The sequence below is a fragment of the Hymenobacter nivis genome, assembly GCF_003149515.1.
In the GTDB taxonomy this organism is placed as follows: domain Bacteria; phylum Bacteroidota; class Bacteroidia; order Cytophagales; family Hymenobacteraceae; genus Hymenobacter; species Hymenobacter nivis.
Map to the genome: position 1 here is coordinate 771,416 of NZ_CP029145.1, position 22,422 is coordinate 793,837.

A 22,422-nucleotide genomic window follows, 5' to 3' on the forward strand; every position below is an offset into this window, starting at 1 on the left:
CTTGCGCTGCCCTGGTGAGCGTGGCCTACGCCTTTTGCCTAAGCATGGGGACACGAGCCGACGGGGAAAAGCCCATTACCCGTAAAAACCACGGCTACCGGGCCACCAGCCTGAGCCGACACGGCTTGAATGTGCTGCGCCAAATCAGCTGCGCCAAATCAGCTGCGCCGGCGCAAAACCGGACGGGGAACTTGCCGAGATGGTGGGCACGCTACTGCGCTGGTTTTGTTGGCAAATCACTCGTTGTCAAACTACTATAAAAATAGTAGGGTAGAGTTGAAGACAGTAAAAGCCTATTACGGACGTATTAGAGAATTTCCGTTAGAGCAGGAGCGAAATTATTGGGCACCCAAATTGTTGAAGCAATCGGATGAGAAGCTTGGCGGAATAACAGCAAAATACCAGGATAATAGGACTTACGCAAACGCGAGCGAAGGCTGGCGTAATTCATGTCGCATATACTCATCCAAAAAGCCTTGTTTGAGCTGATAGACGGTTTGTTTGGTTTGGTAGGCGGCTTGTTTAAGGCAGGTCCAAGCGCGCACGGCCAGGGCAATATGATTGCGCTGACTGCGGGCCAGCCGGCACTGGCAGGCCTGCACGCCGGTGAGTTGCTTGAGTTCGCGGTGAAACTGCTCAATCGTCCAGCGGACGCTGCTTTCGTGTTCGGCAGCGGCCGTGTGCAAGGGCTCAACCTCGTTGGTGAGGAGGTAGTCCGTCCGGTGGGTGGACACCAGTACGCGGAAGAGTTTCAGTTTGCAATCTTTGGGCATGCCCTTCACTTTCAGGATTTTGCCAGCTTCTACTTCGGCGGCCGACCAGCACAGGCAGGCCACGGGCTGGTAGGGCTGCTGGCCGCCGGAATCATCGACGAGCCGGTTGCTTTTCAGCGGGCAGTAAAATGTTTTGCCTTCGTCCAGCAGCCACTTGAACAGGGCCGTGGTGGCGTACCAGCTATCCATGAGCACCGTGCGGTATGGGATACTGCGCGGGGCCAATTGCCCGAGCATGTCGGCCACATGGTCGAGCTTGGTCTTGCCGTCGGTGTCGGGGGCGAAAAGGCGGTAGTCAATGAGCCAGAACTGGTCGGTTTCGGGGTTGACGTACACACACGTCACCAGGCCGATGCCGGCAATCACGCCGTGGGCGTTGCCGCTGTACTGGCGGCGTACGAGTTCGATGCGCCGGCTGTGGTGCTTGTCGAGCACCGTGTCGTCAAACAGGACGTAGCCCCGCGCGCTGAGCATCACCTGTGGGCGTACTTGCTGCCAGAGCTGGCGGGGGGTGAAACGCCGGGTTTTGAGAAAATAGCGCACGTTGTCGTGCGAGAGGCCCTCCAGATGCTCGGCCAGATACGTCCCCGTGTAGTTGACCTGGCTGCTCACCAAAAACTGCCCGTACAGTTGTGCCGTCACTTTCATGGCTTTTCCTTTCAAGTTACACTTTTTGCGTAAGTCCTAGATAAATTAATGAGCATTCTTTCCCGGATTGTTTCTGAAGCAGCTTAAGCTGCCGCCAGCAGCACCTCCGCCAACAAGCCCAGATACTGGTGCAGGGCCTTCATCATTTTAGCGATGAACTTGCGCTTACGGTTCAGGATTTCGCTTACCCGGTTCTCGCCGCCCAGCCACGCGGCGAGGTCGCGCTGGCGCAGGCCCTGTTTGGTCATTTTGTACTTGATATACTCGATGGGGTCGGGCTCGGGAATGGGGTGGTGGCGGGCCTCGTACGCCTCAATCAGCGTAGCCAACACGTCCAATTCGTCAAACGCTGGTTCGCCGGGCTCGGCCTGAAAAATGGTTTCCACGCGGGCCAGGGCGGCGCAGTGGTCAGCTTCGGTGCGGATGGGCTTGATGGCTTTCATGTGGTAGCGGTGTCTACTCGGCCTGCACCACAAACTGGCGGACGGCTTGGCTCACCAGTTGGTTGAGGCTGAGGCCCCGGCCCGTGGAAACCAGCGCGACCTTGCTTCCTGGTAACGCGATATTTTTTTAGGGATATTGCTCGGATGCGGTTAGGCGCTGGCCGCAGTTTAGCGCGAAGCGCACAACTGCTGGCTGGCAAGTGGGGCGAGTTTGTAACTCGCAAAGGTAAACGGTCTGTTTGCGCAAATCGCCGGGCCTCTGCACGGCCGAACGCCTGTTGCACCGCCTTGCCTCCATCTTCCCCGCCGCTGCTTTCCTGGCGCTGGCCGCTTGCAGCACCGACTCCAAGCCCGACAAGCCGGAGAAAATAGCCATTGCCGCGCCGCCCGCCGTGCTCACCTTCGAAAGCGCGAAAAGCCTGGTGGCGGTGGCCTCGTCCGACACGATTTGGAACGGCATCGCCATATCCGACAACGACCCAAACATCACATCCGAAGCCTTGGCGAAGAAGGTAACGTGCTTCTTTAACTCGCCCACCTGCGGCGGCACCACCATCGACGCCGCCGGCAACCTGTGCGTAACTGACGCCAACGAAAAGCGTATTCTGAAGGTGACGCCCGCCGGCCAAAGCAGCGTGCCGGTGCAGGACCCGCGCCTGATTTGGGCCGATGCCCTGTAGATTGACCACGCCGGCAACCTCTGGATTCCGGCCGCGCAAATTAACCGCACCGCCGGTCAGCAAAAGGGCGTGCAAACGGTGGCCTTCCCGGTGCAGCTCTTCAAAATGCCCATCGGGGCTAAGCCGTTTCGGAACTAAAAATTAAGCCTATTTGGAAGTCCTAATGGCCCCGGGGCCCTATTGGAAAAAATCCTCCGGGTCGGTTTGCTGGAAGTATTTCTCCAGCTTGGCGAGGTCGCCGAAGTAGGGCTGCACGCAGGCCAGGAATGCGCGCACCGTGTCGGGGGTGTCGGCGTAGGCCAGGAACGTGTCGCCGGTTTCGTCAAATTCCAAGTGGTCAAGTAATTCGGGCTGAAATTCTTCGACGATGGTTTCGAGGTGCTCGCGCCACGAAGCGCCGCTGCCCACGAAGCCGAAGTCCTCGAACAGGTCGTGGTAGTCTTCGAGCTTACCGGCGTGCGCCACGATGGCAAACTGACGGGCGGGGTTGGCGGTCGTTTTGGCGGCGGCGACTTCAAAGGGAAACGTGCTGGTCATCAGGGTACAGGAACGGGTGGGGCCCCGCTGTTCCGGGCCGGCGGGGCTGGTTGCTCAGGCGCCGCACCACGGCGGGGTCCACCACCGGGGTCCAAAACGGCTTGGCGGCAGTGCCCGGCCTACGGGTTACGGATTTTGCAGTGGGCGCGGCTGGCGGCCGGGGCGCTTCGTGGGGCACGGGCCGCGTTTGCCAGTCGAAGGTAGCGGTCCGGGTCCCCTTGCCGCGCTTCATCAAGCACGGGGCCCAGCCGTGGCCTTACCGGGGCTGTACCTAGGTATCCTCGTCGCCCCGCGCATCGCCGGCCGTTGCCGGCGATGCGCGGGGCGGCCAGTGTGTACCGCACGGCCTTACTTTTTGGGAAATGGCGCGCAATAAAAAACGGCCCTGGGTAGGGCCCCACGCCCCGCGCTACCCCACGCCCCGGCCGGGGCCGCTGGCGGGGCCCAAAAAAAGCAATTCCCTGCGGCCCGCCCGCTGCCCTGCCGGGCCCCGCGCCCGGTGGCCCCGGGCCGTCTGCCCGCTTTGTGGACGAGGGTGCGGCCAACGCCTGGCTGGCCGCGCTGGGCGTGAGCCAAGGGCCGGGCTAGAAAACGGCGCACAGCCGCCCAGGCAGGGCGCAGCAGCCGGAAAATTAACGTGCACCGTAGGGCCGCATTTGCGGTTTATACAGTGAAATCTGGGGTCGTGTGTTGAGTATGTATAGAGGGCATATTTTTTGGGATGGTTTTAGAACCCGTTCTCTGCCCGTCCTGTCAGCAACCGGATGCCGTCTATCGGTACGGCAAAGCCACCGATGGCACCCAGCGCTACCGCTGCACGGCCTGCCGCCGCACCTTTCAACTGCGCTACCGCCATAAAGCGCATGCGGTGGGCGTGCGGGCTAAAATCACGGACATGGCCCGGAATGGCAGCGGGATACGGGATACAGCCAGGGTGTTGGGCATCCGTCCCCAAACCGGGATGGGCGAACTAAAAAAGGCGGTGGTCCAAAGCGAGATGATTTCGGTATTTCACTCAATTTATGATGTCTGAATATTCGTCCTTCCAGCTTTCCTGACGTGTTTTTAAGCTGACTTAATTAACAAACTAAAGGTCCGGTATCATCCTGCTTTGGACCACCGCCAGTTTTTCTAAATCATTAACCAATCATATTGGCGCAATTAAATATTTTATTTGCGATTATAATTGCAAAATTAAAGCATTACCTTAAACGGACTACCTCTTGCCTTACCACTGCGCAACATCAGTTACTTAAATACCGTGGTAGTGACGCGAACTATAAAGTTCGCGCTACCGCCGGGCCTCCTTACGCACCAACCTGATGATTGCCCGGTGTTATTCGTACAGCGGCAACAATGGCCAATGCGCTCAGCGCCGCCGACGCCAGAAAAACAGGCCCACGCAGGCCAGCGCCAGCCCGAGGATGGCCCAGTCGCGCCGCTGGCGGGCCTGCTGGGCCGCGTCGAGGTCATCTTCGAGGGCGAGCTGGCGGGCCATGGCGCGCCGCTCGCGCTCCTGCACATTCAGTTGCTGGTTGCGGGCTTCGGCCAAGCGGTCGGACGTGAGGTTGCGGTCGTCGCGGCTGGTGCTTTGCAGTGTGGTGGCCGTATTTTGGGCCGCCTGGGCCGATTGGTTAAGCACGGCTACAATCTGCTCGTCCTTGTTCACAATGCCCTGCAACGCGTCCACCACGGCCTGCAAATCCTTTTTCGACGGCTGGCCGCCGAGCCCAAACAGGCTGTTGCGCTGGGCCCGGGCGGCGGCGTAGCGGCGCGTAAGGACCTGGCGCTCGGCCAGCAGGCGGGGCAGGGGCGATGCAGGCGGCGCAGGAGCGGGCGGCGGGGCTTGGGCCAGGGCCAGCAGGGGCCCCAGCAGGAAGGTGAAAAGCAGGCGGAAGGAAACGGTCATGGGTAGGATTGCCGGCGGCGGCCCGGGGCCCCGGCGGTGAGGCGATTTGAACAAGTACGAGCAACAATACGCACGGGCGGCATTTACGACCACCAAACGCCCCGCGGCGCTACCTTTAAGGATCTATCCGCCGCCCGTTTTGCCCAAATCTTACTACGCCCGCCTTGCCGCGCTGGCCACGGCCCCCGCCGCCACGCCCGCCGACCAACTGCCCAAGCTGCGCCAGCTCCTTGAACAAGTGCTGCGCGACGAGTGCCGCCGCCGCGAAGCGCCCTTTGCCGACCTCAGCCAGGCCATCGGCCTCGTGGCCTACGACCACCGCCTGCCGCCGCTGCTGCGCCGCCAGCTTCAAAACCTGCGCCTCACCGCCAACCTGGTGCTGCACGAAAGCTACCCCGGCACCCCCGCCGAGGCTGCGGCCGGCTTCGGGGCCCTGGCCCGCCTGGTGCAGCACCTCACCGGGGCCGCCTACGAGGGCCCTGTGCCGGCCGGCGGCTTGCAAGCTACTGATGAGCAAGACCTAGCCCGTGCCGAAGCCCTCGCGGCGCAGCCCCTGGCCGCCGCGCCCACCTGGCGGGTGCAGGTGCTGCACGCCGACCTGGCCACCGGCCGGCTCACTGCCGAAATGAGCGCGCTCGCCGACGGCTGCCCCGCGGAGCCCTTCGACATCGACCTGCCCGCCGCCTACGAAAACCTGCTGCCGCTGGCCGCCGCCCTGCACCCCGTACTGCACCTGGTGGGCCCCGTGGCACAGCCCGACGGCCGTATCCGCCCGCGCCGGGTAGTGCTGGAGCCCGATTACCTGGTGAACGTGACCACCATCGCGGAGTGCGCCCAGGCCAGCGGTACCATCCCCGAATGGGCCCTGCTGAACGCCTTTCTACCCGATGAGACCTCGCGCCCGCTGGTAGTCGGCAACCTCGTGAACATGCTGCTGGACGAGGAAGTGAGCCACGCCGCCCGGCAAGACGAATGGGCTGCTGATAGTCAGTTGTCAGTTGTCAGTTGTCAGTTGTCAGGAGACAATGGGCAGGAAAGCGCTGACAAACAGCAGCTAACAACTAATAACGAGCAACTAATAACTGACAACGAACAACTAGCAACTGACTTCGACCTGGAGGGATTTTTTAAGCGGCGGTTGTTCCGTTCGAATCCGCTCACCATTAGCGCGCTGCCCGACTTCCAGACGCGCACGGGCGTGCCCGAGCTGCTCGGCGACCTGCGCCGGCACTACCGCACGCTGCGGGCCAGCCGGGCCCAGGGCTTTATTGCGGGCAGCCGCACGGGCTACCAGCAGCAGCCGCTGCGCGTGGCCGACTGCTTCCTGGAACCGTCGTTTTTGTCGGCCACCTACGGCTTGCAGGGGCGGCTCGATTTACTGCATGAAAGCCCCACCGGCTACGACATCATCGAGCTGAAAAGCTCGACTAAAGTGCCCCACGGCGAGCCCTGGAGCAACCACGCCGCCCAGGCCCAGCTCTACCGCCTGCTGCTGGAGTCGGTATTTGGGGCCGACGGGGCCACCGCCGGCCGCGGCCGCACCAGCATTTTGTACTCCAACGCCGCTCCCGACCAGGCCCCCGTGCGCCGCGTAGACCAGGACGCCGAGCTGGTGGACCGGCTGCTGTCGGCGCGCAACCAGCTGGTGGGCACCGAGCTGTTGCTGGCCCGCGCCGCGGGCCCCGGGGCCGTGGCCCAACTGCTGGCCCCCGTGCTGCGCCCCAACCTGGCCGCCCTGCCGCCCTTCGGCAGGGCCAAGGCCGAGAAAATGGCCCAGGCCTGGGCCGCCGCCGACCCCGTGGAGCGCGCCTACTGCCTGGAAATGACCCGCTTCGTGGCCCGCGAGATGCGCCTGACTCTGCTTGGCGATGACGCCCGCCCCGGCGACGCCGGCGGCCAGGCTGGCCTGTGGCGCCTGCCCGCCGCCCGCAAGCACCAGAACTTCAGCCTGCTCGACGGCCTCGAGCTGAGCGAAGACCACAGCAACGCTCCCGATGATGCCCGCGGCGGCCTGGGGCCCCACCTCATTTTCCGGCGTCCGGCCGGGGGCCGCGAAGTCAACTTCCGGGCCGGCGACACGCTCATTCTTTACCCAAGGAAAAAAGCTGTTAGCGCTCAGCCGTTAGCTGTTAGCTCTCCGCTGGGCGAAGCCGATGGCTTGAGTCAGGGCGAAGCCAATAGCCAACAGCCAACGGCCAACAGCCAAGCGCTGAGTGTGCTCGACGCGCAGGTGGTGAAGGTGGTACTGGCCGAAGACCTCACTGCCGCCGGGCAAGTGGTGCTGAGCGTGCGCAACCGCCGGTTGGCCCCGCGCTACCTAGCCGGCCACTCACACTGGGCTCTGGAGCCCGACACTTACGACACGTTCCGGCGCGAATGGGCGGGCCTGTCGGCCTTCCTGGGCCTGCCCCCCGAGCGGCGGCAGCGCTTGCTGGCTCGCCTCGGCCCGCGCCGGCCCGACGGCTGGGATGCCGCCGTGCCGCCCGCCACCGCGGCCCCCGAGGTAGTGGCCCGCGCCCTGGCCGCGCCCGATTGGTTTGTGCTCTGCGGACCGCCCGGCACGGGCAAGACGCGCGCCGTACTCAAGGAGTTGGCCGTCAAGCTGTATCAGGACGATAAGCAGGCCCTGCTGGCCGCCTACACCAACCGCGCCGTGGATGAGATTTGCGAGCAACTGGTGGCGGCCGGGCTGCCGTTTATTCGCGTCGGCTCGCGGCTGGGTACGTCCCCGTCGTACCGGCCGTACCTGCTGGATAATATGATTCGGGATTGCCCCAGCCGGCAGACGGTGCGGGCGCGGCTCACGGGCTGCCCGTTCTATGTGGGCACGGTGGCCAGCCTGTTGGGTAAGCCGGAGCTGTTCTTGCTCAAGCAGTTCGACCTGGCGGTGGTGGACGAGGCTAGCCAGGTGCTGGAGGGCCCCATGCTGGCGCTGCTGGCCAAGGTGCCCAAATTCATCCTCATCGGCGACCACCGCCAGCTGCCAGCTGTAGTATCCCAGGGTCCCGAAACCAGCGCCATTGCTCCGGAAGTGGCCGGTTTGCTTCGCGACGAGCTGGGCCTTACCAACCTGCGCAACTCGTACTTCGAGCGCCTGTTCCGACGCGCCGAGGCTCATTGGCCCCACGCCCACGGCACCCTGGCTGACCAGTACCGCATGCACGCCGACCTGGCCGCGCTAGTGAACGACGACTTCTACGACGGCCAATTGCGCTGCCCGCTGCCCTGGCAGCATGCGCCCCTCAGCCGCCCCGCCTGGCCCGCGCCGGCCGATGCGTTCCTGGCGCGGGTGCGCAACGAGCGCCTGGTGTTCGTGCCCACCCGCCGCCAGCCCGAGGATTTGTCGATGAAGGAATCGGCGCAGGAAGCCGAGCTGGCCGCCCGCGCCGCCGCCGCCGTAGCCCAAGGCTACGGGGCCGATTTCAACGCCGAAACCACGCTGGGCATCATCGCTAGCTACCGCAACCAGGCAGCCCGCATCCGCGCCCGCCTGGCCCAATTAGCGGTCGAGCTGAACTTGCCCAACCTGCTGCAAGTCAGCGTCGATACCGTAGAGCGCTACCAGGGCTCGCAGCGCGACGTCATCATCGTCAGCTTCTGCTGCCACCACGAGCACCAGCTGGAACTGATGGCCTCGCCCGACGAAACCGGCCAAGTGGACCGCAAGCTGAACGTGGCCCTCACCCGGGCCCGCCAGCAACTCATTCTGCTGGGCAACGAGCTGGTACTACGCCGGGCCCCGCACCACGCCGCCCTGCTGGCCCGCATGGAGGCCGCCGCAGTGGCTGGTGAAATGTAGCTCGGACTACAAAGCCCAAGCTACATAAGCTACGGCCAGTTCGCCAGGCCCGGCGTAGCTGCCGGGGCCCGCTGCGCAAACTTCCGAAATTCCTTGGCGGTAAGCACCGTTACCTCGTCGGCGCCGGCCAGCCACACCCGCTGCTGGGCATCGACCTGCACCAGTAAGGGCGGGGCGGAAGTGGTGGCGCCGGGCAAGGCCGGCAGCGGCACCAGCAGGCGCTGGGGCGCTACTTCGTCGGTAGCTGGGGCGGCGAGGGCCCCGGCCGGGGCGGCGGGCAGCAGCAGCAGGCCCATGGCCGTGGCGAACACGCGGCCCGCGCCGGGCACGCTGGCCACGCCGAACACCTTGTTGCCCGGCCGGCCGAGGAACTTGACGGTGGGCACTTCGGCCTCGCCGGCGGCCTGGGATTTGGGGTTGAGCACGCTGATGGCGTCGGACATGATGACCCACAGGGCCCCCGTATTGTCGGGCAGCAGCTTTTCTACGAGGTTGTCGGGGATTTCGCGGTTGGCTACGCCTTCCTCATTGTAGCGCGTCCACGCGGGGCCCTGCTTGCGGTTGAGGCCCATGTTGGTGCCCAGCCACACCGAGCCATCGGCGGTGGCCGCGCCGGCGGTGATGGCCGGCGTATTCAGCTCGGCCACGAAGGCGCCGTCCGGGGCCCGGCGGAATGCTTCGTAGTCATCGGCCCCCGCCCACAGGGCCCCCTGCGCGTCCTGAAACAGCGCGGTGATGCGGGCCGTGGCCGCCGCGCCGGGCAGCGCCAGCGGGTGCGGGCGGCAGCCGGCCGCGCCCAAACTCAGGCCCTGGGCCCCCTGCCAGGTGCCCAGCCAGAGCACGGTATCGGCCGCGCTGGTGCACTGGATAACGCTGGGCAATTGGTGCTTGCGCACGAACTGCGCCCCTTCGAGCCGGAACACGCTGTGCTGCGTGACGAGGTGTGTGGCCCGCCCGGCGCGCAGCAGCGCCACGGGTTGCTCGTGGCCCGCCACGGTATAGTGGGGGCGGGGGCGGGCCGCGGCCGCCTGTGAGGCCCCCGGCAGGAGGCCCAGCAGGGCCCCCAGCAAAAAGTGGCGGCGGAACAGGGGGTGGGGCAGGGGCATGGGGGCGGGAAGAAACGGGTGCCGCAAAGGTAAAAACGTGCCCCGGGTGGCGGGTTATGGTAACATTAATTCATTGACTGATACTTTTTTCATTTGTAATGAAGACTTGATGAGTGGGTAATGTCGGCCTCATGGCGCGCGCGCAATTTTACGGGTTGCTAACGCTCATTCACTCCCTCCCACCATTTGTTGGTTCTTATGAAGGTCAGATTTTTACTCGCTGGGGGCCTGCTGCTGGCCGCTGGGGCCCGGCACGAGGCCCGCGCACAGGCGGCTTCCACCAACCAAACGTCATCCTCTACATTGGCGACGGCTTCGGCCTGGCCCCCAAAACGGCCACCCGCATGGCCCTGGGCCAGGGGCGCGACGGCAAGCGCTACGCTACCGACGCCGGCTTCCAGGTGCTGAACCTGGACCGGATGAAGTACAATGCCACCGTGACCACGCACTCGCTCAACTCGTGGATTACGGACTCGGCCCCAGGGGCCTCGGTATACGCCTGCGGCCGGCCCGGCAAGCAAGACAACGAGGTGATTTCGCTGAACGTCTCCAACGGGGCGGCCATCGAAACCATTCTGGAGGCGGCCAAGAAGCAAGGCTACGCCGTAGGCCTGGTAAGCACGGCCCGCATCACGCACGCCACACCGGCCGCGTTTGCCAGCCACATCTGGTACCGCGACTTGGAAGACTACATCTCGGCCTAGTACATTGCCTCCACTGAGATGCAGTACGAGGCTATTTTCAACGCCAGCCCCACGGCCGCCTACCGCTACACCGCCGCCCGCGACTGGGTGCTGCCAGCCCCCAAAGTAGGCGTGGAGCTCGACGTGCTGTTCGGCGGCGGGGCCCGCCACTTCATGCCCCGCACCCGCGGCGCGGCTAGCTCCTACGAAGCGGTGGTGGACCGCACCGGGGCCCCCATTGCGAACACGGCCGGCGCGCCCGTGACCCTGCGTGGCAACCGCGCCGACGACGTGGACCTGGTGAAGTACGCCGTGGAGCAGCGCAACTACCAGTACGTGAATAGCCGCGACGCCCTGCTGAACATTGACCTGGCGCAGTACGGCCCCGGCGGCAAAAAACTGCTGGGCCTCTTCAACGCCTCGCACGTCAACTACGAGCAGGACCGCCAGACGAGCGCCGCCTGGGAGCCCTCGCTGGCCGATATGACGGCCACGGCCATCAAGGTGTTGCAGGCCAAAAGCAACGGCAAGGGGTTCTTCCTGATGGTGGAAGCTGGCCGAATTGACTACCTGGAGCACTTCAACACCGGCGGCATTGCGGTGGTGGCGGGCCCGGGCACCACCAATCAGTACGCGGTCGAGGCCGACCAGCCGGTGTACGCGGGCGGCGGCGACGCCGGCGGAATGGCCACGCCCACCTCGGCGCGCGCCACCGGCGTGTACGGCTCCGATTACATGATCAAGGAAGTACTGGCCTTTGACTACGCCGTGGCCGAGGGCCGGGCTCTGCTAGCTACGCCCACCAGCGGTAAGACCCTGATTTTTAGTACATCCGACCACGAGTGCGGCGGCTTTGCTGTAACGGGCCTGCACGATGAGGCCGACGCTAATCGCAACGGCACCAAAATTCGTACCTACGCCGGCTAGGTGGGCAAGTCGGTGAGCGCCGAGGCCGGCTATGCCATCCTTACCAACTTGGTGTGCGGCGACGGCGGGGCCAACGGCTGGTTTCCCGACTACACGCTGGCCACTTTCCAGGGCAAAACCTACCCGCAGCCTACCTCGGCCACGGCCAGGCGCATTGTGGTGGCCTATGCCTCCAACCCGCTCACCAACGGCAACGGCGCCGCCCAAACCGGCGCCGTGGGCAACCATACGCCGCAGGATATTTGGGTAGCCGCGGAGGACAACACTAACACTCACGCCCAGCAAATTACCGGGCGCGGCTTGCTCGACAACACGGCCATCCTGGCTGAGTTCATACAATTGACGGCGTTCGCCACCGTGCTCAGTACCCGTGGCAGCGGCGTGGGGCCCCTGGCCACGGCCAGCGTACAGCTGAGCCCCGTGCCGTTTGCCGAACGCTTCCAGGTAGCCTTCACCCTGGCCACGGCTGGGGCCGTCACGGTAGAATTGTTCAACGAAGCCGGCCAGAAAGTGCAAACTGTGGTGAGCGGCCAAGCCTTTGGCCCCGGGGCCCACGCCGTGGCCGTGGACGGCGCCCGCTTGCGCACCGGCCTCTACGTGGCCGCCGTGACGGTGGACGGCCAAGTGGTTTCCCAGAAAACCATCAAACTGTAAAGCCGCCGCGCCTAACCAGCGGCAGTAGAAAAGAGGAGCGGCTTGCCGCTCCTCTTTTTTTTTTTTGGCCCCCCGGGGGCGGAGCAGAACGGCCCCGGCGCACCGAAGAGTACAGGAAGGCTAGGCGGCAACCGCGGAGCTACTTGCGGGCCGGTGGCTGGGGCCCCCGGCCGTTGGCCCGCGCTGGCTTTTGCCGCCGATTCACCCGCGAATGTGGCGCCACGAACGGATTGGGATTCTGTTAGTAACTTGAATATTAGTTAAGTAAACAAGCCAATGGAAGAAATTGCCTTCACCATGCTGCTGCTGCCCGGGGTGGCCGCCGAGTACCAGCGCCGCCACGACCAAATTTGGCCCGAGCTAACGGGGGCCCTGCGCGCGGCTGGCATTCGGGACTATTCTATTTTTCTGGACGCGGCCAGCGGGCGGCTGTTCGGGGTGCAGAAACGGCTGGCCGGCCACACCGCCGACGCCCTGCCCGGCTTGCCCGTGATGCAGCGCTGGTGGGCCCACATGGCCGATTTGATGGAAACCAACCCCGATAATTCCCCGGTGGTGGTGGTGCTGGCGCGGGTGTTTCACCAGGAGTGACCAGGTGGCGGGCCGCCGGTGGGCACGGCTTGCCCTTAAACCCTGATTCCTGGCAGTTTCCGGGCTTACTTGCGGCCATGAAGAAACCTTACCTGCTGGGGGCCCTGCTGGCCGCGGCGGCCGCCGCGCTGCTCGCCGCCGGGGCCCCGCCCGTGCCCGCGCTGCAAAAAGTGCGGCAGTACCGCCAGCGCCACGAGCGCGAGCTGCTGGCTGATTTCACGCGGCTGCTGGCCATTCCGGGCGTGGCGGCCGACTCTGCCGGGCTGCGCCGCACGGCCGGCGCCATCGCCGGGCTGATGCGCCAGCGCGGCATTGGCGGGGTGCAGCTGCTGGGGGCGGCCACGCCGGGCGTGCCGCCGGCCGTGTTCGGCGAGGTGCGCGTGCCCGGGGCCACGCGCACGCTCGTCTTTTATGCCCACTACGACGGCCAGCCCGTGAACCCCGCCCAGTGGGCCCCGGGCCTCAGCCCGTTCGTGCCCATGCTGGCTACGGGGCCCCTCAGCGCCGGCGGCCAGGTGGTGCCGCTGCCGCCGGCGGGCACGCCGCTCAGCCCCGACTGGCGCCTCTACGCCCGCGGCAGCTCTGACGACAAGGGCGGGGTGATGGCCATATTGGCCGCCTACCAGGCCCTGGCCGAAAGTGGCGTGAAGCCCACGGCCAACCTCAAGTTTTTCTTCGAGGGCGAGGAGGAGCGAGGCTCGCCGCACCTGGCCGAGCTGCTGGGCCGGCATAAGGCGCTGCTGTCGTCCGATTTGTGGATTATTTGCGACGGGCCGGTGCACCAGTCGGGGCGCAAGCAGGTGGTGTACGGGGCCCGGGGCGACGTGAACGTGGGCCTGACCGTGTACGGGCCCACGCGCCCGCTGCACAGCGGCCACTACGGCAACTGGGCTCCTAACCCGGCCATGGCTCTGGCCCGGCTGCTGGCCTCGATGCAGGATAGCACCGGCCGCGTCACCATCGCCGGCTTCTACGACGACGTAGTGCCGCTGACTGCCGCCGAGCAGGAAGCCGTGCGCCAGATTCCGAACAACGACGACGCCATCCGGCAGGGGCTGGGCTTTGCCCGGGCCGACGGGCGGGGCCAGTCGCTGAGCGAATTGATCAACCAGCCCTCGCTGAACATCAACGGGATGCGCAGCGCCAACGTGGGGCCCCAGGCGGCCAACGTCATCCCGACCACGGCTGAGGCTGTGCTGGATTTGCGCCTCGTGTTGGGAAACGACTACCAGCGGCAGGTCGCCAAGGTAGTGCGCCACATTGAGCAGCAGGGCTACTTCGTGACCCGCACCGCGCCCACCGCCGCCGAGCGCGCCCAGCACCCGCGCTTGGTGCAAATAGTGCCCCAAACCGGCTACAACGCCCAACGCACGCCCATGGACCTGCCCCTGGCCCGCCGCGTGGTGCAGGCCGTGCAGTCGACGGTGGCCGAGCCGGTGGTGCGCCTGCCCACTTCGGGCGGGAGTCTGCCCCTCTTTGCGTTCAAGGAAACGCTGGGGGCCACCACGCTCACCGTGCCCATCGCGAACTACGACAACAACCAGCACGCCGAAAACGAAAACCTGCGCCTCGGCAACCTGTGGGACGGGATGGAAACGATGGCTGCCGTGATGACTATGCCGTAGGCAACGGAATTTTTTCCAGGACCAGCACCTAGAGCGGTTACCAAGTTAGTGTACATGATATCCGCAGTGGTCAAACCAATTTTTAGCGTCGGTTTCGCTTATCCACTCGGCAGCGGCGCAAATAGCCTCTTCCAACAGGTCGTGGGTGCGGGCTTGTGCCGTTCGCAACCAGGTTTTGAGCTTACTTAAGGCGAGCTCAATCGGGTTGAAATCCGGCGAGTAGGGCGGCAAATACAGCCGCCGCGCCCCCTATTTGTGCGCTATTTCGTCCAGGCCCGCCACTTTATGCACCGACAGGTTGTCGAGCACTACCACGGCGCCGGGCCGGAGGGTAGGCCCAAGTACTTGGTCCAGGTAGGCGGCAAAAACGTCCCCGTTTACCGCCCCGTTGACGCGGAGCAGCGCCCCGAGGCCAGCGGGGGTGAGGGCCGTGAGGGCCGCCAGCAGCGTCACGTTCGGTCCGCTGTGCAGGGGCACCGCCGGTTGCAGCCGTTGCCCGCCAGGGGCGCGACCGTAGCGGCGGCAGTAGGTCAGATTCGTGCTGGTTTCCTCGACAAAGACGAAGCGCGTAAAATCCTCTTCGGCCAGTGCTTCCACAAATTCTTTCCGCAACCCTACGACCCGCTCCGTGCCGCGCTCAGCGGCGTGCAGGCTTTTTTTGCGGCGCCAGTCCAGGCGCTCACACGCCCGCCAGGTAGCGCTGGTGCTCAGCACCGGGCCACCGGCTGCCAGCAGGGCCTGCGCCACTTCGGCCAGGGTGGCATCGGGCTGCTCGCGCAGGCAGGCGAGCAGGCGTTGGTCACCGGTGGTATCCAGGCGGGGAGCCGGGCCAGGGTGTAGCGGGAGCGCGGCGAGCGTGCCTGTGGTGCGCTGACGACGTAAGAGCTTGTTGGTAAATGATAACGAAACGGCAAAGCGGGCAGCTACCTGACAAATTTTGGCGCCGGGTTCGGCGCACGCGGCGGCCACGCGCTCCCGTAAATCCAGTGAATAAGCTTTCATCTCACCCTTTACGGCTAAATCGTGTACACTAAATTAGTAACCGCTCTAAGTAATGGATACGCGAGGAATTGGGCCACGAAGGACGCTTTTCCTGGGGAACTGTTACGGCGGATCATGACATGAAAAACGTAAGCAGTGGCATTGCGATTAATTACGATTAGCTGCCAAATAACCCCACACGTCGGTAAATAAGACCGATATTCATGTTGCGTCCACGGGTGAAAGAAGCGGTTGATATTGCACCCCCCGGGGCTCCTACGCCGCCCAGGCGGCCCGGCGGCGCTCCACGCCGGCCACCAGCAGGGCCCCCAGGGTATAGGCCAGCACGTTGCCTCACTCGAACTGGCTGCCCACCACGAGCCGCACCGCCGCCGAGTGTAACAGGCTCAGGCGCGCTAGTAGGTGGGCGTACTGGGAAGCCTCGATTAAGTAGGAAACTAGCAGCGCCGTCCAAACGGTGCGCGCAGCCGGCACCGCCCAAAAGCTGCGCAGCAGGCAGTAGAGCATGACGGTGGTCAGCAAATCGCCCCCGTAGGGCCGCAACAAGGCATCGTGGGCGATGCCGGCCTCCGCGCCGAATAAAAGCGCGGCGGGCAGGAAATACCCGCGGCGAAAAGCGAGCCCCTCAGCGGGTGGGGGAACGGTGGGGGCCCACCGGGCACCGTGCGCCGGTGGGCGTGGGCAACGGCTCCGCGTACGCCGCCGGGGCCCCGTCGAGCGCGCGGATGCGGGCCCGGTAGGCGGCGGGCAGTAGGGCGCTTTTGGCCCACTGGCTGATGGCTAATTGCTTGGTGTGCTGGTACAGGGCCAGGGCCGGCCGCAGCCCCGCGCCGGTACCCAGGTGCAGCAGCGCGCGCACGGCGGGCGGCACCACCAGGCCCTGCACGGCGCGCAGCAGCGGGTAGCGCAGGGGCCCCAGGTGGCGGCGGTACTGCCGGTACAGGTCGGTGGTGTAGGGGCTGGGGGCCAGGTGCTCGGCCAGGTGCTGGGCCCGGGCGGCCCGCCATTCCGCATAGGAGGTGGGCAGCCCGGGGATGCCCATGCGCTGGCCCACGCGGCAAAATACGGCCACGATTTCCTCGCGCTCGGGGTCCGTCAGGGGCCGTTCCAACACCTCGAAGGCCCGGATGGAGTAGGCGATGAGCAGGAATAGCACGTCGCGGTAGGCCCAGTCGGGGATGGCTTGGCCGCGCTTGGCCTCCACCGCCGCGTGGATGGCGGCCATGGCGTCGATGGCCCGCTCGGCCCCGGCGCGGTCGGCAAATACGATGCGGCGGGCGTAGTCCACTGTCGAAAACAAGCGGCCCAGCGGGTCGGCCGGCAGCCGACCGGTAAAGTACAGCCAGTCCACGGCCTTGTTGAGGGCGAACTCGGCCGCGGCCCCGGCGAAGATGAACAGCACCGTATCGGCGGTACCCCAAATGCGGCGCACAATGGAGTCGGGGGCCACGAAATAAGTCATAAGTGACAGTGATATAGAAGAATAAACGGCTACGAGCCATAGCTCAACCGTCCAAATACACAGGTGCCAAAAGAACTTTGAAATACAAAGTTAAGCTCTTCACATTCCTTTCAAACGATTCAGCCGAAGATTTATATCCCAAGTGGGCCCCGAATGGCTTCCTTTTGGCCAACCCGCACCGGCAAAATAGCAAAGGCCGCCGCCTGGGGCCCTCTGCGCGCACCCGGGGGCCGGGAGCTGCGAAATACTGCTAACTTTCCGCGCCATTATTTAAGCCTGAAACCCATGCTCCGTTCCCTCGTCGCGCTTTTTTCCTTGCTGTTACTACTAACGACGGGGCTGCCCGCCGGGGCTCAAGTCAAGCCGCGGGGCCCCGTGCGGGTGGGTGTGGCGGGCCTCACGCACACCCACGTGCACGGAATTCTGGGCCGCGCCAAGCGGGGCGACATTGAAATTGTGGGCATCGCCGAGCCCAACCGGGCGTTGGCCGAGCGCTACGCCAAGCAATACGGCATCAATATGTCGTTGGTATACAGCTCACTGGATGAGATGCTGAAGAAAACCAAGCCCGAGGCGGTCACAGCGTTTGGTAGCATCTACGAGCACCTGGCCGTGGTGGAGGCCTGCGCGCCGCGCGGCATCCACGTGATGGTGGAAAAGCCGCTGGCCGTGAGCTTGGACCACGCTCGCCGGATGGCGACGTTGGCTACAAAGTACCACATCCACCTGCTCACCAACTACGAAACTACCTGGTACGGCTCCAACCGCCGGGCCTACGAGCTGGTGGACCAGGAAAAAGCCATCGGTGAGATCCGCAAAGTAGTGGTGCACGACGGCCACCAGGGCCCCCAGGAGATTGGCGTAAACAAGGAATTCCTGGACTGGCTGACCGACCCGGTGCAAAACGGCGGCGGGGCCCTCGTCGATTTTGGCTGCTACGGCGCTGACCTGCTGACGTGGCTCATGCACGGCGCCCGGCCCCAGTCGGTTACGGCCGTGACGCGGCAGCTCAAGCCCGCGGTATACCCTAAAGTAGACGACGACGCCACCATCCTCGTGAATTATCCCGGGGCCGAGGGCATCATCCAGGCGTCGTGGAACTGGCCGTACGCGCGCAAGGACATGGAGATTTACGGGCAGACGGGCGCTGTGTTTGCCCACGATGGCAGCCATTTGCGCGTGCGGCTTAGCGAAAAGCAGCCAGCCCAGGACCAAGTGGCCCCCGCGCCCCCGGCGCCCTACGACGAGCCGTTTGCCTACCTGGCGGCCGTCGTGCGCGGCACCGCGCCGGAGGACGTGCTGTCCGCGCTGCCCACCAACCTGGTAGTAGTGGAGATTCTGGAAGCCGCCAAGCAGTCGGCCAAGGAAGGCAAAACGGTATACTTCTCAAAATGAGTAGGGCCCCCGGGGCCCTAATTCAGCACCTGCTCGATGACCGGCTTGCGCTTGTAGAAGTACAAAATTAACAGCGGCAGCAGCGTCAGCTCGGCCACCACGCCGAAGACCAGCGTGAGGCCGATGAGGAAGCCCACGTAGAAGGTGCCGTCGAACGACGAAAATAATAGCGTGGAGAAACCGCCGACCAGAATCAGCGACGTGACGATGACGGCTTTGCCGGCCAGCAGGTAGGTGTGGCGCACGGCTCGGAACACGGACGTTTCGTGGGCCAGTGTGAGGCGCAATTTGCTGATGAAGTGGATGGTATCGTCCACCGCGATGCCGAAGGCGATGGTGAAGATGATGCTCGTGCTCACCTTCATGTTCACGCCGGCCAGCCCCATCACCCCGGCCACAATGAGGATTGGTACCAGGTTGGGGATGAGTACGATAATGGTCATTTTGAACGACTTGAACAGCGCCAGCACGATGAGTGTGACCATGAGGATGTCGATGCTCATGCCGGTTATCATATTGAGCGTCAGGTTCTCGTTATTCTTGTCAATCAAATTCGACGAGCCCGTGAGGCGCGTGCGCAGTACCGTGGAGTCGATGCGGGTGCGTAGGAACTGGCGCAGTCCGGCATTCAGCGCGTCGGCCCGGATGCTGCCCACGTCGGCCATGCGGCCGGTGAGGCGGCCGGCGCGGCCGTCGGGCAGCGCCAGGGCCCTAAACTCGGGCTTTTTGCGGAACAGGCGCAGCTTGCTTTGCAGCCCGCGCAGCTCGGCCGAATCGGCGGGCAGGCGGTACGCTTCGAGCCCGCCGCCGTGCAGGGCCTTGCGCACTGACTTCACTAGCGTGACGGGCGAGGCGGCGAAGCGCAGGCCGTAGGGCCCCCGCAGGTAGTCCTCGATGCGGGCGGTTTCGCGCAGTACGGCTAGGTCGTACACGGTGCGGCCGGGGGCCGGTTTTAGCTCCAGCTCGAAGGGCCGCACGCCGGCGAATTGTTTCTCGAAAAAGGCGAAGTCGAGCCGCACGGGATCGTTCTTCGACAAATCATCGAGCAGCGCGGAGTTGATGTGCACCCGCGTGGCCAGCCCGATGGAGCCCGCCACCACCAGTCCGCTGACCGTGAAAATGAGCCGCCGCCGCGCCAGCACCTGCCGAAACAGGCGGCTCAATACGCCGTCCCAGCTGTGGCCCTGGGTGCGCGCCACCCGCAGCTGCGGCTTCTTAAGGAGCGTGAGCAGGGCCGGCAACAGCGTGAAGCTGAGCACAAACGCCAGCAGCACGGCAATGCCCGTGAAGAGCCCAAAGTTGTAGATGGGCCGGATGGAGCTGGTCATCAGCGTGAAAAAGCCCAGGCTGGTGGTGACGGCCGACAGCGCCGAGCCGAAGCCCGATTCCTTGATGGTGACGCGCAAAGCGTCCTTTTTGCTGGCCCCGTAGCCCAGCTCGGCCACGTAGCGCGTGATGATGTGCACCGTGTCGGAGGTGCCCACCACGAACATCATCACCGGCAGCAGGGCCGTCATCAGGTCGATGCGCACCCCACAGGCCCCCATCACGCCCAGGCCCCACAAGATGGCCCCCAGCACCACTACCAGCGGCAGCGCCACGCCCCACCAGGTGCGAAACGTGAACCAGAGTAGCCCCGTCACGAGTAGCACCGAGAGGCTCATGAACACGATCAGTTCGCGCTGAAGCCGGTCCACGAACACCGATTGGGCCACGGCGCGGCCCGCCAGGTGGTAGCTGCTTTCGGGGAAGCCGTAGCGCTTGAGGCCCCCGCGCAGCACGGCCAGCAGCGAGTCGCCGGGCGGTTTTTTGAGGTCGGCCGTGGTTTGGATGACCAGGGCCACGGCCCGGGCATCGGGGCTGAACACGTTGCCCACCAAGCCCGGCGTGCGGTAAATCAGGGTCGAGTCGCGGGCCCGCTGGGCGGGGTCGGCGCGGTAGGCAGCCGGATGCAGGTAGGGCAGGTTGAAGACGCCGAAGCCTTCCACCACGGGGTTGGCCAGGGTGGTAGGGGAGGTGATGGCCACCACGTGCCGCTGCCCCCGGGCCAGCCGCGTCAGCGAGTCGACGCGGCCCAGGAAATCGGCGTCGAATACGGTGCGGCCCTTGGGGGCCTCCAGGCCCAGCAGCAGGTAGTCGTTGTCGTTGCCGAAGCGCTTGGTGTAGCCCTGGTAGTAGTCCAGGTCGGGGTCGCCGGCGGGGTAGAAGTCGTTGAAATTGTAGTTGAACCGCAGCTGGGCCACGTAGAAGGCGCTGAGGGCGGAGAGCAGCCCCAGCACGAGCAGGGCAAGGTAAGCGGAACGGCGAAGGGACATAGACAAGGAAGGCGCGAAACCGGTTTTCGCGGAGGAAAGCGGGCCCCGGCGGGCTACGCCAAACATTGGGCCGCCCGTTGTACTTTTAAGAACAGCAAGCGGAAAACGCCCCGTTTTGTCCTTTTGTTTCTCCCAATCCCTTCCATAATTTCTACCATGAAAAATACTCTGCTCGCCCTCGCCCTGTTTGCCTTCACCGGCACCGCCGCTTTTGCTCACGAAACGCCCGGTAAAACGGCCAAAGGCAAAAAAGACACCTGCCCCGCTATGGCCGCTGCCCAATGCACCCGTATGGCCAGTGGCAACACTGCTGGCATGCCCGCCTGCTGCCGCGCCAAAATGGCGAAAATGGCTGCCGCTTCGGCCACTACCGCCCAGATGAAGGCCCCGGTAACGAAGACGATATAAGGGACTTAACTTATCTTAATAAAAAAGCCGCCCTGGTAACGAGGCGGTTTTTTTATGGAGTAGCGATTTTGGTACTATTCCGTTTGCACAACAGTTGCCGGGCGGCTGCCAGCGCATTAACTACCAACCTGTTGTCGCTTATAATTTGCTCCAACTCTTCGGTTGGTTTTCTGGAGAATTTCTTTTTGAACTCAGCTATTTCCTCTTGCCGCTGTTGGGCGATTTTTTTCGTCCGATGGTTTGATCAATGCTAAAAGGAAAGGATTGATTTTTTGGCAATGGTCTAAACCAAGGTGCTAAACTCGTTATTTAATATAATGATTTTGAGGAAAAATTATTGGATAAATATATTGTTAACCAATGGTTTATGCATGAAATAAAAATAAATTCTAAGTCTGATTAATGATTTTGCAAATCATCATAAATTAGACGACTGCCTTATCCCTTATGATAATGAGTCTATTTAAGGTTTGTACTCTGGGGGTATTTTACGAAATAGTAGGACGGTAAACGCCAGGAAATGGAAGGCGAGCCAGTTGCCCACGGTGGTTTCGTAGCGGCCGAGCAGGGTTTTGAAGCTGTCGAGCCAGGCATTAGTCCGCTCAATAGCCGTGCGTTCGCGGTAGAGTTCAGGGTTGGTATACGTGTCCTCAGCGGTTTCGCTGGTGCGGGAGTGTGGATTCCGGGCGATATTGGCTTCGATGCCGTGGCGGAAGCAATCGCCGCGTAAAACCTTGGCGTCAAAGCCGCTATCGGCATTGAGAAAGAGGCCTTCGGGTGAAATCTGCGCTTCTTATACCAGCGCGCATAGCTCCCCGAACGAGGTTTCGGTGGCAAACAGGTTGTGGTGATTGCCGGCCTGCGGGCTGGCGCAGGCCAGGGGCGGGCCCGTCTTATCGGCCGGCAACAGCAGATTAGTGGTGCGGGCAGCTTTGCGCCCCTGATGGTCGATGGCCGCCCCGCCGTTGTGGGTGCGGGCGCAGCGGCCACCGGGTTGGATGCTCGACAAGTCCAGGCGCGCTTTGTGCAGGTGCAGCAGCGTCACCTACCGCTTCTTCCACGAGCCGTCCTTGCGCCACTCGTTAAAGTGGTAGTACGCGCTCTGCCAGCTCAGGATATACTGCTCACGAAGTGGAATGCAAAAACGAAGTAGGGTGCGGGGCTTGCCCCCGCCCGTCATTGAACGGTTCGGTCGGCTTTCGTGCAACGATGGGCGCGGGCAAACCCCGCACCCTACTTCGTGACGAGTATAGTTTCCGTAAAAACCGGCTGCCAGTGGCAGTTACCGCCACTGGCAGCCGGTTTTGAGCTTATGCAAAATGGGCTCCACCATCCCCAGCAGGTCGGCTTGACAAGCCGGCCCGCGGGTACCGGTGCGCAAGTAGGGCAGTATTCAGGTACGAATAATATCTTTGCGCAGGACTTCCATCGAAGGGGGATTTGAGTGAGTCGCACCCCAAATTTC

General features: G+C 63.9%; 18 protein-coding genes and 3 pseudogenes. 10 read left to right on the top strand and 11 right to left on the bottom strand.

Going from position 1 to position 22,422, the window contains the following annotated elements; all coding sequences use genetic code 11:
• Positions 1-416: 416 nt before the first annotated feature.
• The gene (locus DDQ68_RS03225) at positions 417-1,421 is read right to left on the bottom strand and encodes an IS701 family transposase (RefSeq protein ID WP_109654788.1); all 1,005 of its coding nucleotides are present in this window, start codon (positions 1,419-1,421) and stop codon (positions 417-419) included.
• Between the two features lie 83 nt (positions 1,422-1,504).
• Positions 1,505-1,864: a helix-turn-helix domain-containing protein gene (locus tag DDQ68_RS03230; protein WP_109654790.1), complete on the bottom strand. Its 360-nt coding sequence runs from the start codon at positions 1,862-1,864 to the stop codon at positions 1,505-1,507.
• A gap of 239 nt (positions 1,865-2,103) precedes the next feature.
• On the opposite strand from DDQ68_RS03230, the gene DDQ68_RS03235 reads away from it, so the two are divergent.
• Positions 2,104-2,544 (top strand): hypothetical protein, encoded by a 441-nt coding sequence (locus tag DDQ68_RS03235; RefSeq protein ID WP_109654792.1) that lies wholly within the window; start codon positions 2,104-2,106, stop codon positions 2,542-2,544.
• A gap of 177 nt (positions 2,545-2,721) precedes the next feature.
• On the opposite strand, the gene DDQ68_RS03240 is transcribed toward DDQ68_RS03235, so the two are convergent.
• Entirely contained in the window at positions 2,722-3,081 is a 360-nt protein-coding gene (locus DDQ68_RS03240; protein WP_109654794.1) for an Imm51 family immunity protein, read from the bottom strand.
• Between the two features lie 721 nt (positions 3,082-3,802).
• On the opposite strand from DDQ68_RS03240, the gene DDQ68_RS03245 reads away from it, so the two are divergent.
• Complete coding sequence (locus tag DDQ68_RS03245; RefSeq protein ID WP_109658301.1) at positions 3,803-4,114, top strand: IS1/IS1595 family N-terminal zinc-binding domain-containing protein; 312 nt, start codon at positions 3,803-3,805, stop codon at positions 4,112-4,114.
• A gap of 73 nt (positions 4,115-4,187) precedes the next feature.
• Positions 4,188-4,292 (top strand): annotated as a pseudogene (locus tag DDQ68_RS03250) (IS1 family transposase); the annotation flags it as partial.
• A gap of 158 nt (positions 4,293-4,450) precedes the next feature.
• On the opposite strand, the gene DDQ68_RS03255 reads toward DDQ68_RS03250, so the two are convergent.
• The gene (locus DDQ68_RS03255) at positions 4,451-4,990 is read right to left on the bottom strand and encodes a hypothetical protein (protein WP_109654796.1); all 540 of its coding nucleotides are present in this window, start codon (positions 4,988-4,990) and stop codon (positions 4,451-4,453) included.
• Positions 4,991-5,129: 139 nt separating this feature from the next.
• Between DDQ68_RS03255 and DDQ68_RS03260 the strand changes: the two genes are divergently transcribed.
• Positions 5,130-8,789, top strand: a complete 3,660-nt coding sequence (locus DDQ68_RS03260; protein WP_109654798.1) for an AAA domain-containing protein — start codon at positions 5,130-5,132, stop codon at positions 8,787-8,789.
• A gap of 29 nt (positions 8,790-8,818) precedes the next feature.
• Here DDQ68_RS03260 and DDQ68_RS03265 read toward each other — a convergent pair whose 3' ends face one another.
• Positions 8,819-9,895 (bottom strand): hypothetical protein, encoded by a 1,077-nt coding sequence (locus DDQ68_RS03265; protein ID WP_109654799.1) that lies wholly within the window; start codon positions 9,893-9,895, stop codon positions 8,819-8,821.
• Between the two features lie 344 nt (positions 9,896-10,239).
• Here DDQ68_RS03265 and DDQ68_RS03275 point away from each other — a divergent pair.
• From DDQ68_RS03275 to DDQ68_RS03290, 4 genes and pseudogenes are all read left to right on the top strand, one after another.
• Positions 10,240-11,505: pseudogene (locus tag DDQ68_RS03275) on the top strand (alkaline phosphatase).
• Positions 11,506-12,159, top strand: coding sequence for a T9SS type A sorting domain-containing protein (locus DDQ68_RS03280; RefSeq protein ID WP_109654805.1), 654 nt, complete (start codon positions 11,506-11,508; stop codon positions 12,157-12,159).
• Positions 12,160-12,435: 276 nt separating this feature from the next.
• Positions 12,436-12,750 carry an L-rhamnose mutarotase gene (locus DDQ68_RS03285; RefSeq protein ID WP_109654807.1) on the top strand — a complete coding sequence of 105 codons (315 nt, stop codon included), beginning with the start codon at positions 12,436-12,438 and terminating at the stop codon, positions 12,748-12,750.
• Between the two features lie 77 nt (positions 12,751-12,827).
• Positions 12,828-14,375 (top strand): M20/M25/M40 family metallo-hydrolase, encoded by a 1,548-nt coding sequence (locus DDQ68_RS03290; RefSeq protein WP_109654808.1) that lies wholly within the window; start codon positions 12,828-12,830, stop codon positions 14,373-14,375.
• Positions 14,376-14,420: 45 nt separating this feature from the next.
• Here the strand turns inward: DDQ68_RS03290 and DDQ68_RS03300 are convergent.
• The 3 genes and pseudogenes from DDQ68_RS03300 to DDQ68_RS03310 all read right to left on the bottom strand — a co-directional run bounded on the left by DDQ68_RS03300 (position 14,421) and on the right by DDQ68_RS03310 (position 16,839).
• A pseudogene (locus tag DDQ68_RS03300) lies at positions 14,421-15,377 on the bottom strand (IS630 family transposase).
• 333 nt (positions 15,378-15,710) lie between these two features.
• Positions 15,711-15,923, bottom strand: a complete 213-nt coding sequence (locus DDQ68_RS03305; RefSeq protein ID WP_162549782.1) for a ribosomal maturation YjgA family protein — start codon at positions 15,921-15,923, stop codon at positions 15,711-15,713.
• 79 nt (positions 15,924-16,002) lie between these two features.
• Positions 16,003-16,839, bottom strand: coding sequence for an oxygenase MpaB family protein (locus DDQ68_RS03310; protein WP_109654815.1), 837 nt, complete (start codon positions 16,837-16,839; stop codon positions 16,003-16,005).
• Between the two features lie 285 nt (positions 16,840-17,124).
• Here DDQ68_RS03310 and DDQ68_RS03315 point away from each other — a divergent pair, with 285 nt between their 5' ends.
• Complete coding sequence (locus tag DDQ68_RS03315) at positions 17,125-18,234, top strand: Gfo/Idh/MocA family protein (RefSeq protein ID WP_109654817.1); 1,110 nt, start codon at positions 17,125-17,127, stop codon at positions 18,232-18,234.
• 17 nt (positions 18,235-18,251) lie between these two features.
• Here DDQ68_RS03315 and DDQ68_RS03320 read toward each other — a convergent pair whose 3' ends face one another.
• Positions 18,252-20,549 carry an efflux RND transporter permease subunit gene (locus DDQ68_RS03320; RefSeq protein WP_109654819.1) on the bottom strand — a complete coding sequence of 766 codons (2,298 nt, stop codon included), beginning with the start codon at positions 20,547-20,549 and terminating at the stop codon, positions 18,252-18,254.
• A 156-nt stretch (positions 20,550-20,705) separates the two neighbouring features.
• Between DDQ68_RS03320 and DDQ68_RS03325 the strand changes: the two genes are divergently transcribed.
• Positions 20,706-20,957, top strand: coding sequence for a hypothetical protein (locus DDQ68_RS03325; RefSeq protein WP_109654821.1), 252 nt, complete (start codon positions 20,706-20,708; stop codon positions 20,955-20,957).
• Between the two features lie 463 nt (positions 20,958-21,420).
• Here DDQ68_RS03325 and DDQ68_RS24580 read toward each other — a convergent pair whose 3' ends face one another.
• Together DDQ68_RS24580 and DDQ68_RS03335 are read right to left on the bottom strand one after the other, a co-directional pair.
• Positions 21,421-21,741 (bottom strand): transposase, encoded by a 321-nt coding sequence (locus tag DDQ68_RS24580; RefSeq protein WP_109654823.1) that lies wholly within the window; start codon positions 21,739-21,741, stop codon positions 21,421-21,423.
• Positions 21,742-21,750: 9 nt separating this feature from the next.
• A complete protein-coding gene (locus DDQ68_RS03335; RefSeq protein WP_109654824.1) occupies positions 21,751-22,002 on the bottom strand; it encodes a hypothetical protein in 252 nt (83 codons plus the stop codon).
• Between the last annotated feature and the right edge of the window lie 420 nt (positions 22,003-22,422).

What these genes read in the sequence shown, in the direction of transcription:
- DDQ68_RS03325 (WP_109654821.1), top strand. Translation starts at nt 20,706, where the DNA reads ATGAAAAATACTCTGCTCGCCCTCGCCCTGTTTGCCTTCACCGGCACC.
- DDQ68_RS03285 (WP_109654807.1), top strand. Translation starts at nt 12,436, where the DNA reads ATGGAAGAAATTGCCTTCACCATGCTGCTGCTGCCCGGGGTGGCCGCC.
- DDQ68_RS03320 (WP_109654819.1), bottom strand. Translation starts at nt 20,549, where the DNA reads ATGTCCCTTCGCCGTTCCGCTTACCTTGCCCTGCTCGTGCTGGGGCTG.
- DDQ68_RS03245 (WP_109658301.1), top strand. Translation starts at nt 3,803, where the DNA reads ATGGTTTTAGAACCCGTTCTCTGCCCGTCCTGTCAGCAACCGGATGCC.
- DDQ68_RS03255 (WP_109654796.1), bottom strand. Translation starts at nt 4,990, where the DNA reads ATGACCGTTTCCTTCCGCCTGCTTTTCACCTTCCTGCTGGGGCCCCTG.
- DDQ68_RS03290 (WP_109654808.1), top strand. Translation starts at nt 12,828, where the DNA reads ATGAAGAAACCTTACCTGCTGGGGGCCCTGCTGGCCGCGGCGGCCGCC.
- DDQ68_RS03230 (WP_109654790.1), bottom strand. Translation starts at nt 1,864, where the DNA reads ATGAAAGCCATCAAGCCCATCCGCACCGAAGCTGACCACTGCGCCGCC.
- DDQ68_RS03310 (WP_109654815.1), bottom strand. Translation starts at nt 16,839, where the DNA reads ATGACTTATTTCGTGGCCCCCGACTCCATTGTGCGCCGCATTTGGGGT.
- DDQ68_RS03315 (WP_109654817.1), top strand. Translation starts at nt 17,125, where the DNA reads ATGCTCCGTTCCCTCGTCGCGCTTTTTTCCTTGCTGTTACTACTAACG.
- DDQ68_RS03240 (WP_109654794.1), bottom strand. Translation starts at nt 3,081, where the DNA reads ATGACCAGCACGTTTCCCTTTGAAGTCGCCGCCGCCAAAACGACCGCC.
- DDQ68_RS03265 (WP_109654799.1), bottom strand. Translation starts at nt 9,895, where the DNA reads ATGCCCCTGCCCCACCCCCTGTTCCGCCGCCACTTTTTGCTGGGGGCC.
- DDQ68_RS03225 (WP_109654788.1), bottom strand. Translation starts at nt 1,421, where the DNA reads ATGAAAGTGACGGCACAACTGTACGGGCAGTTTTTGGTGAGCAGCCAG.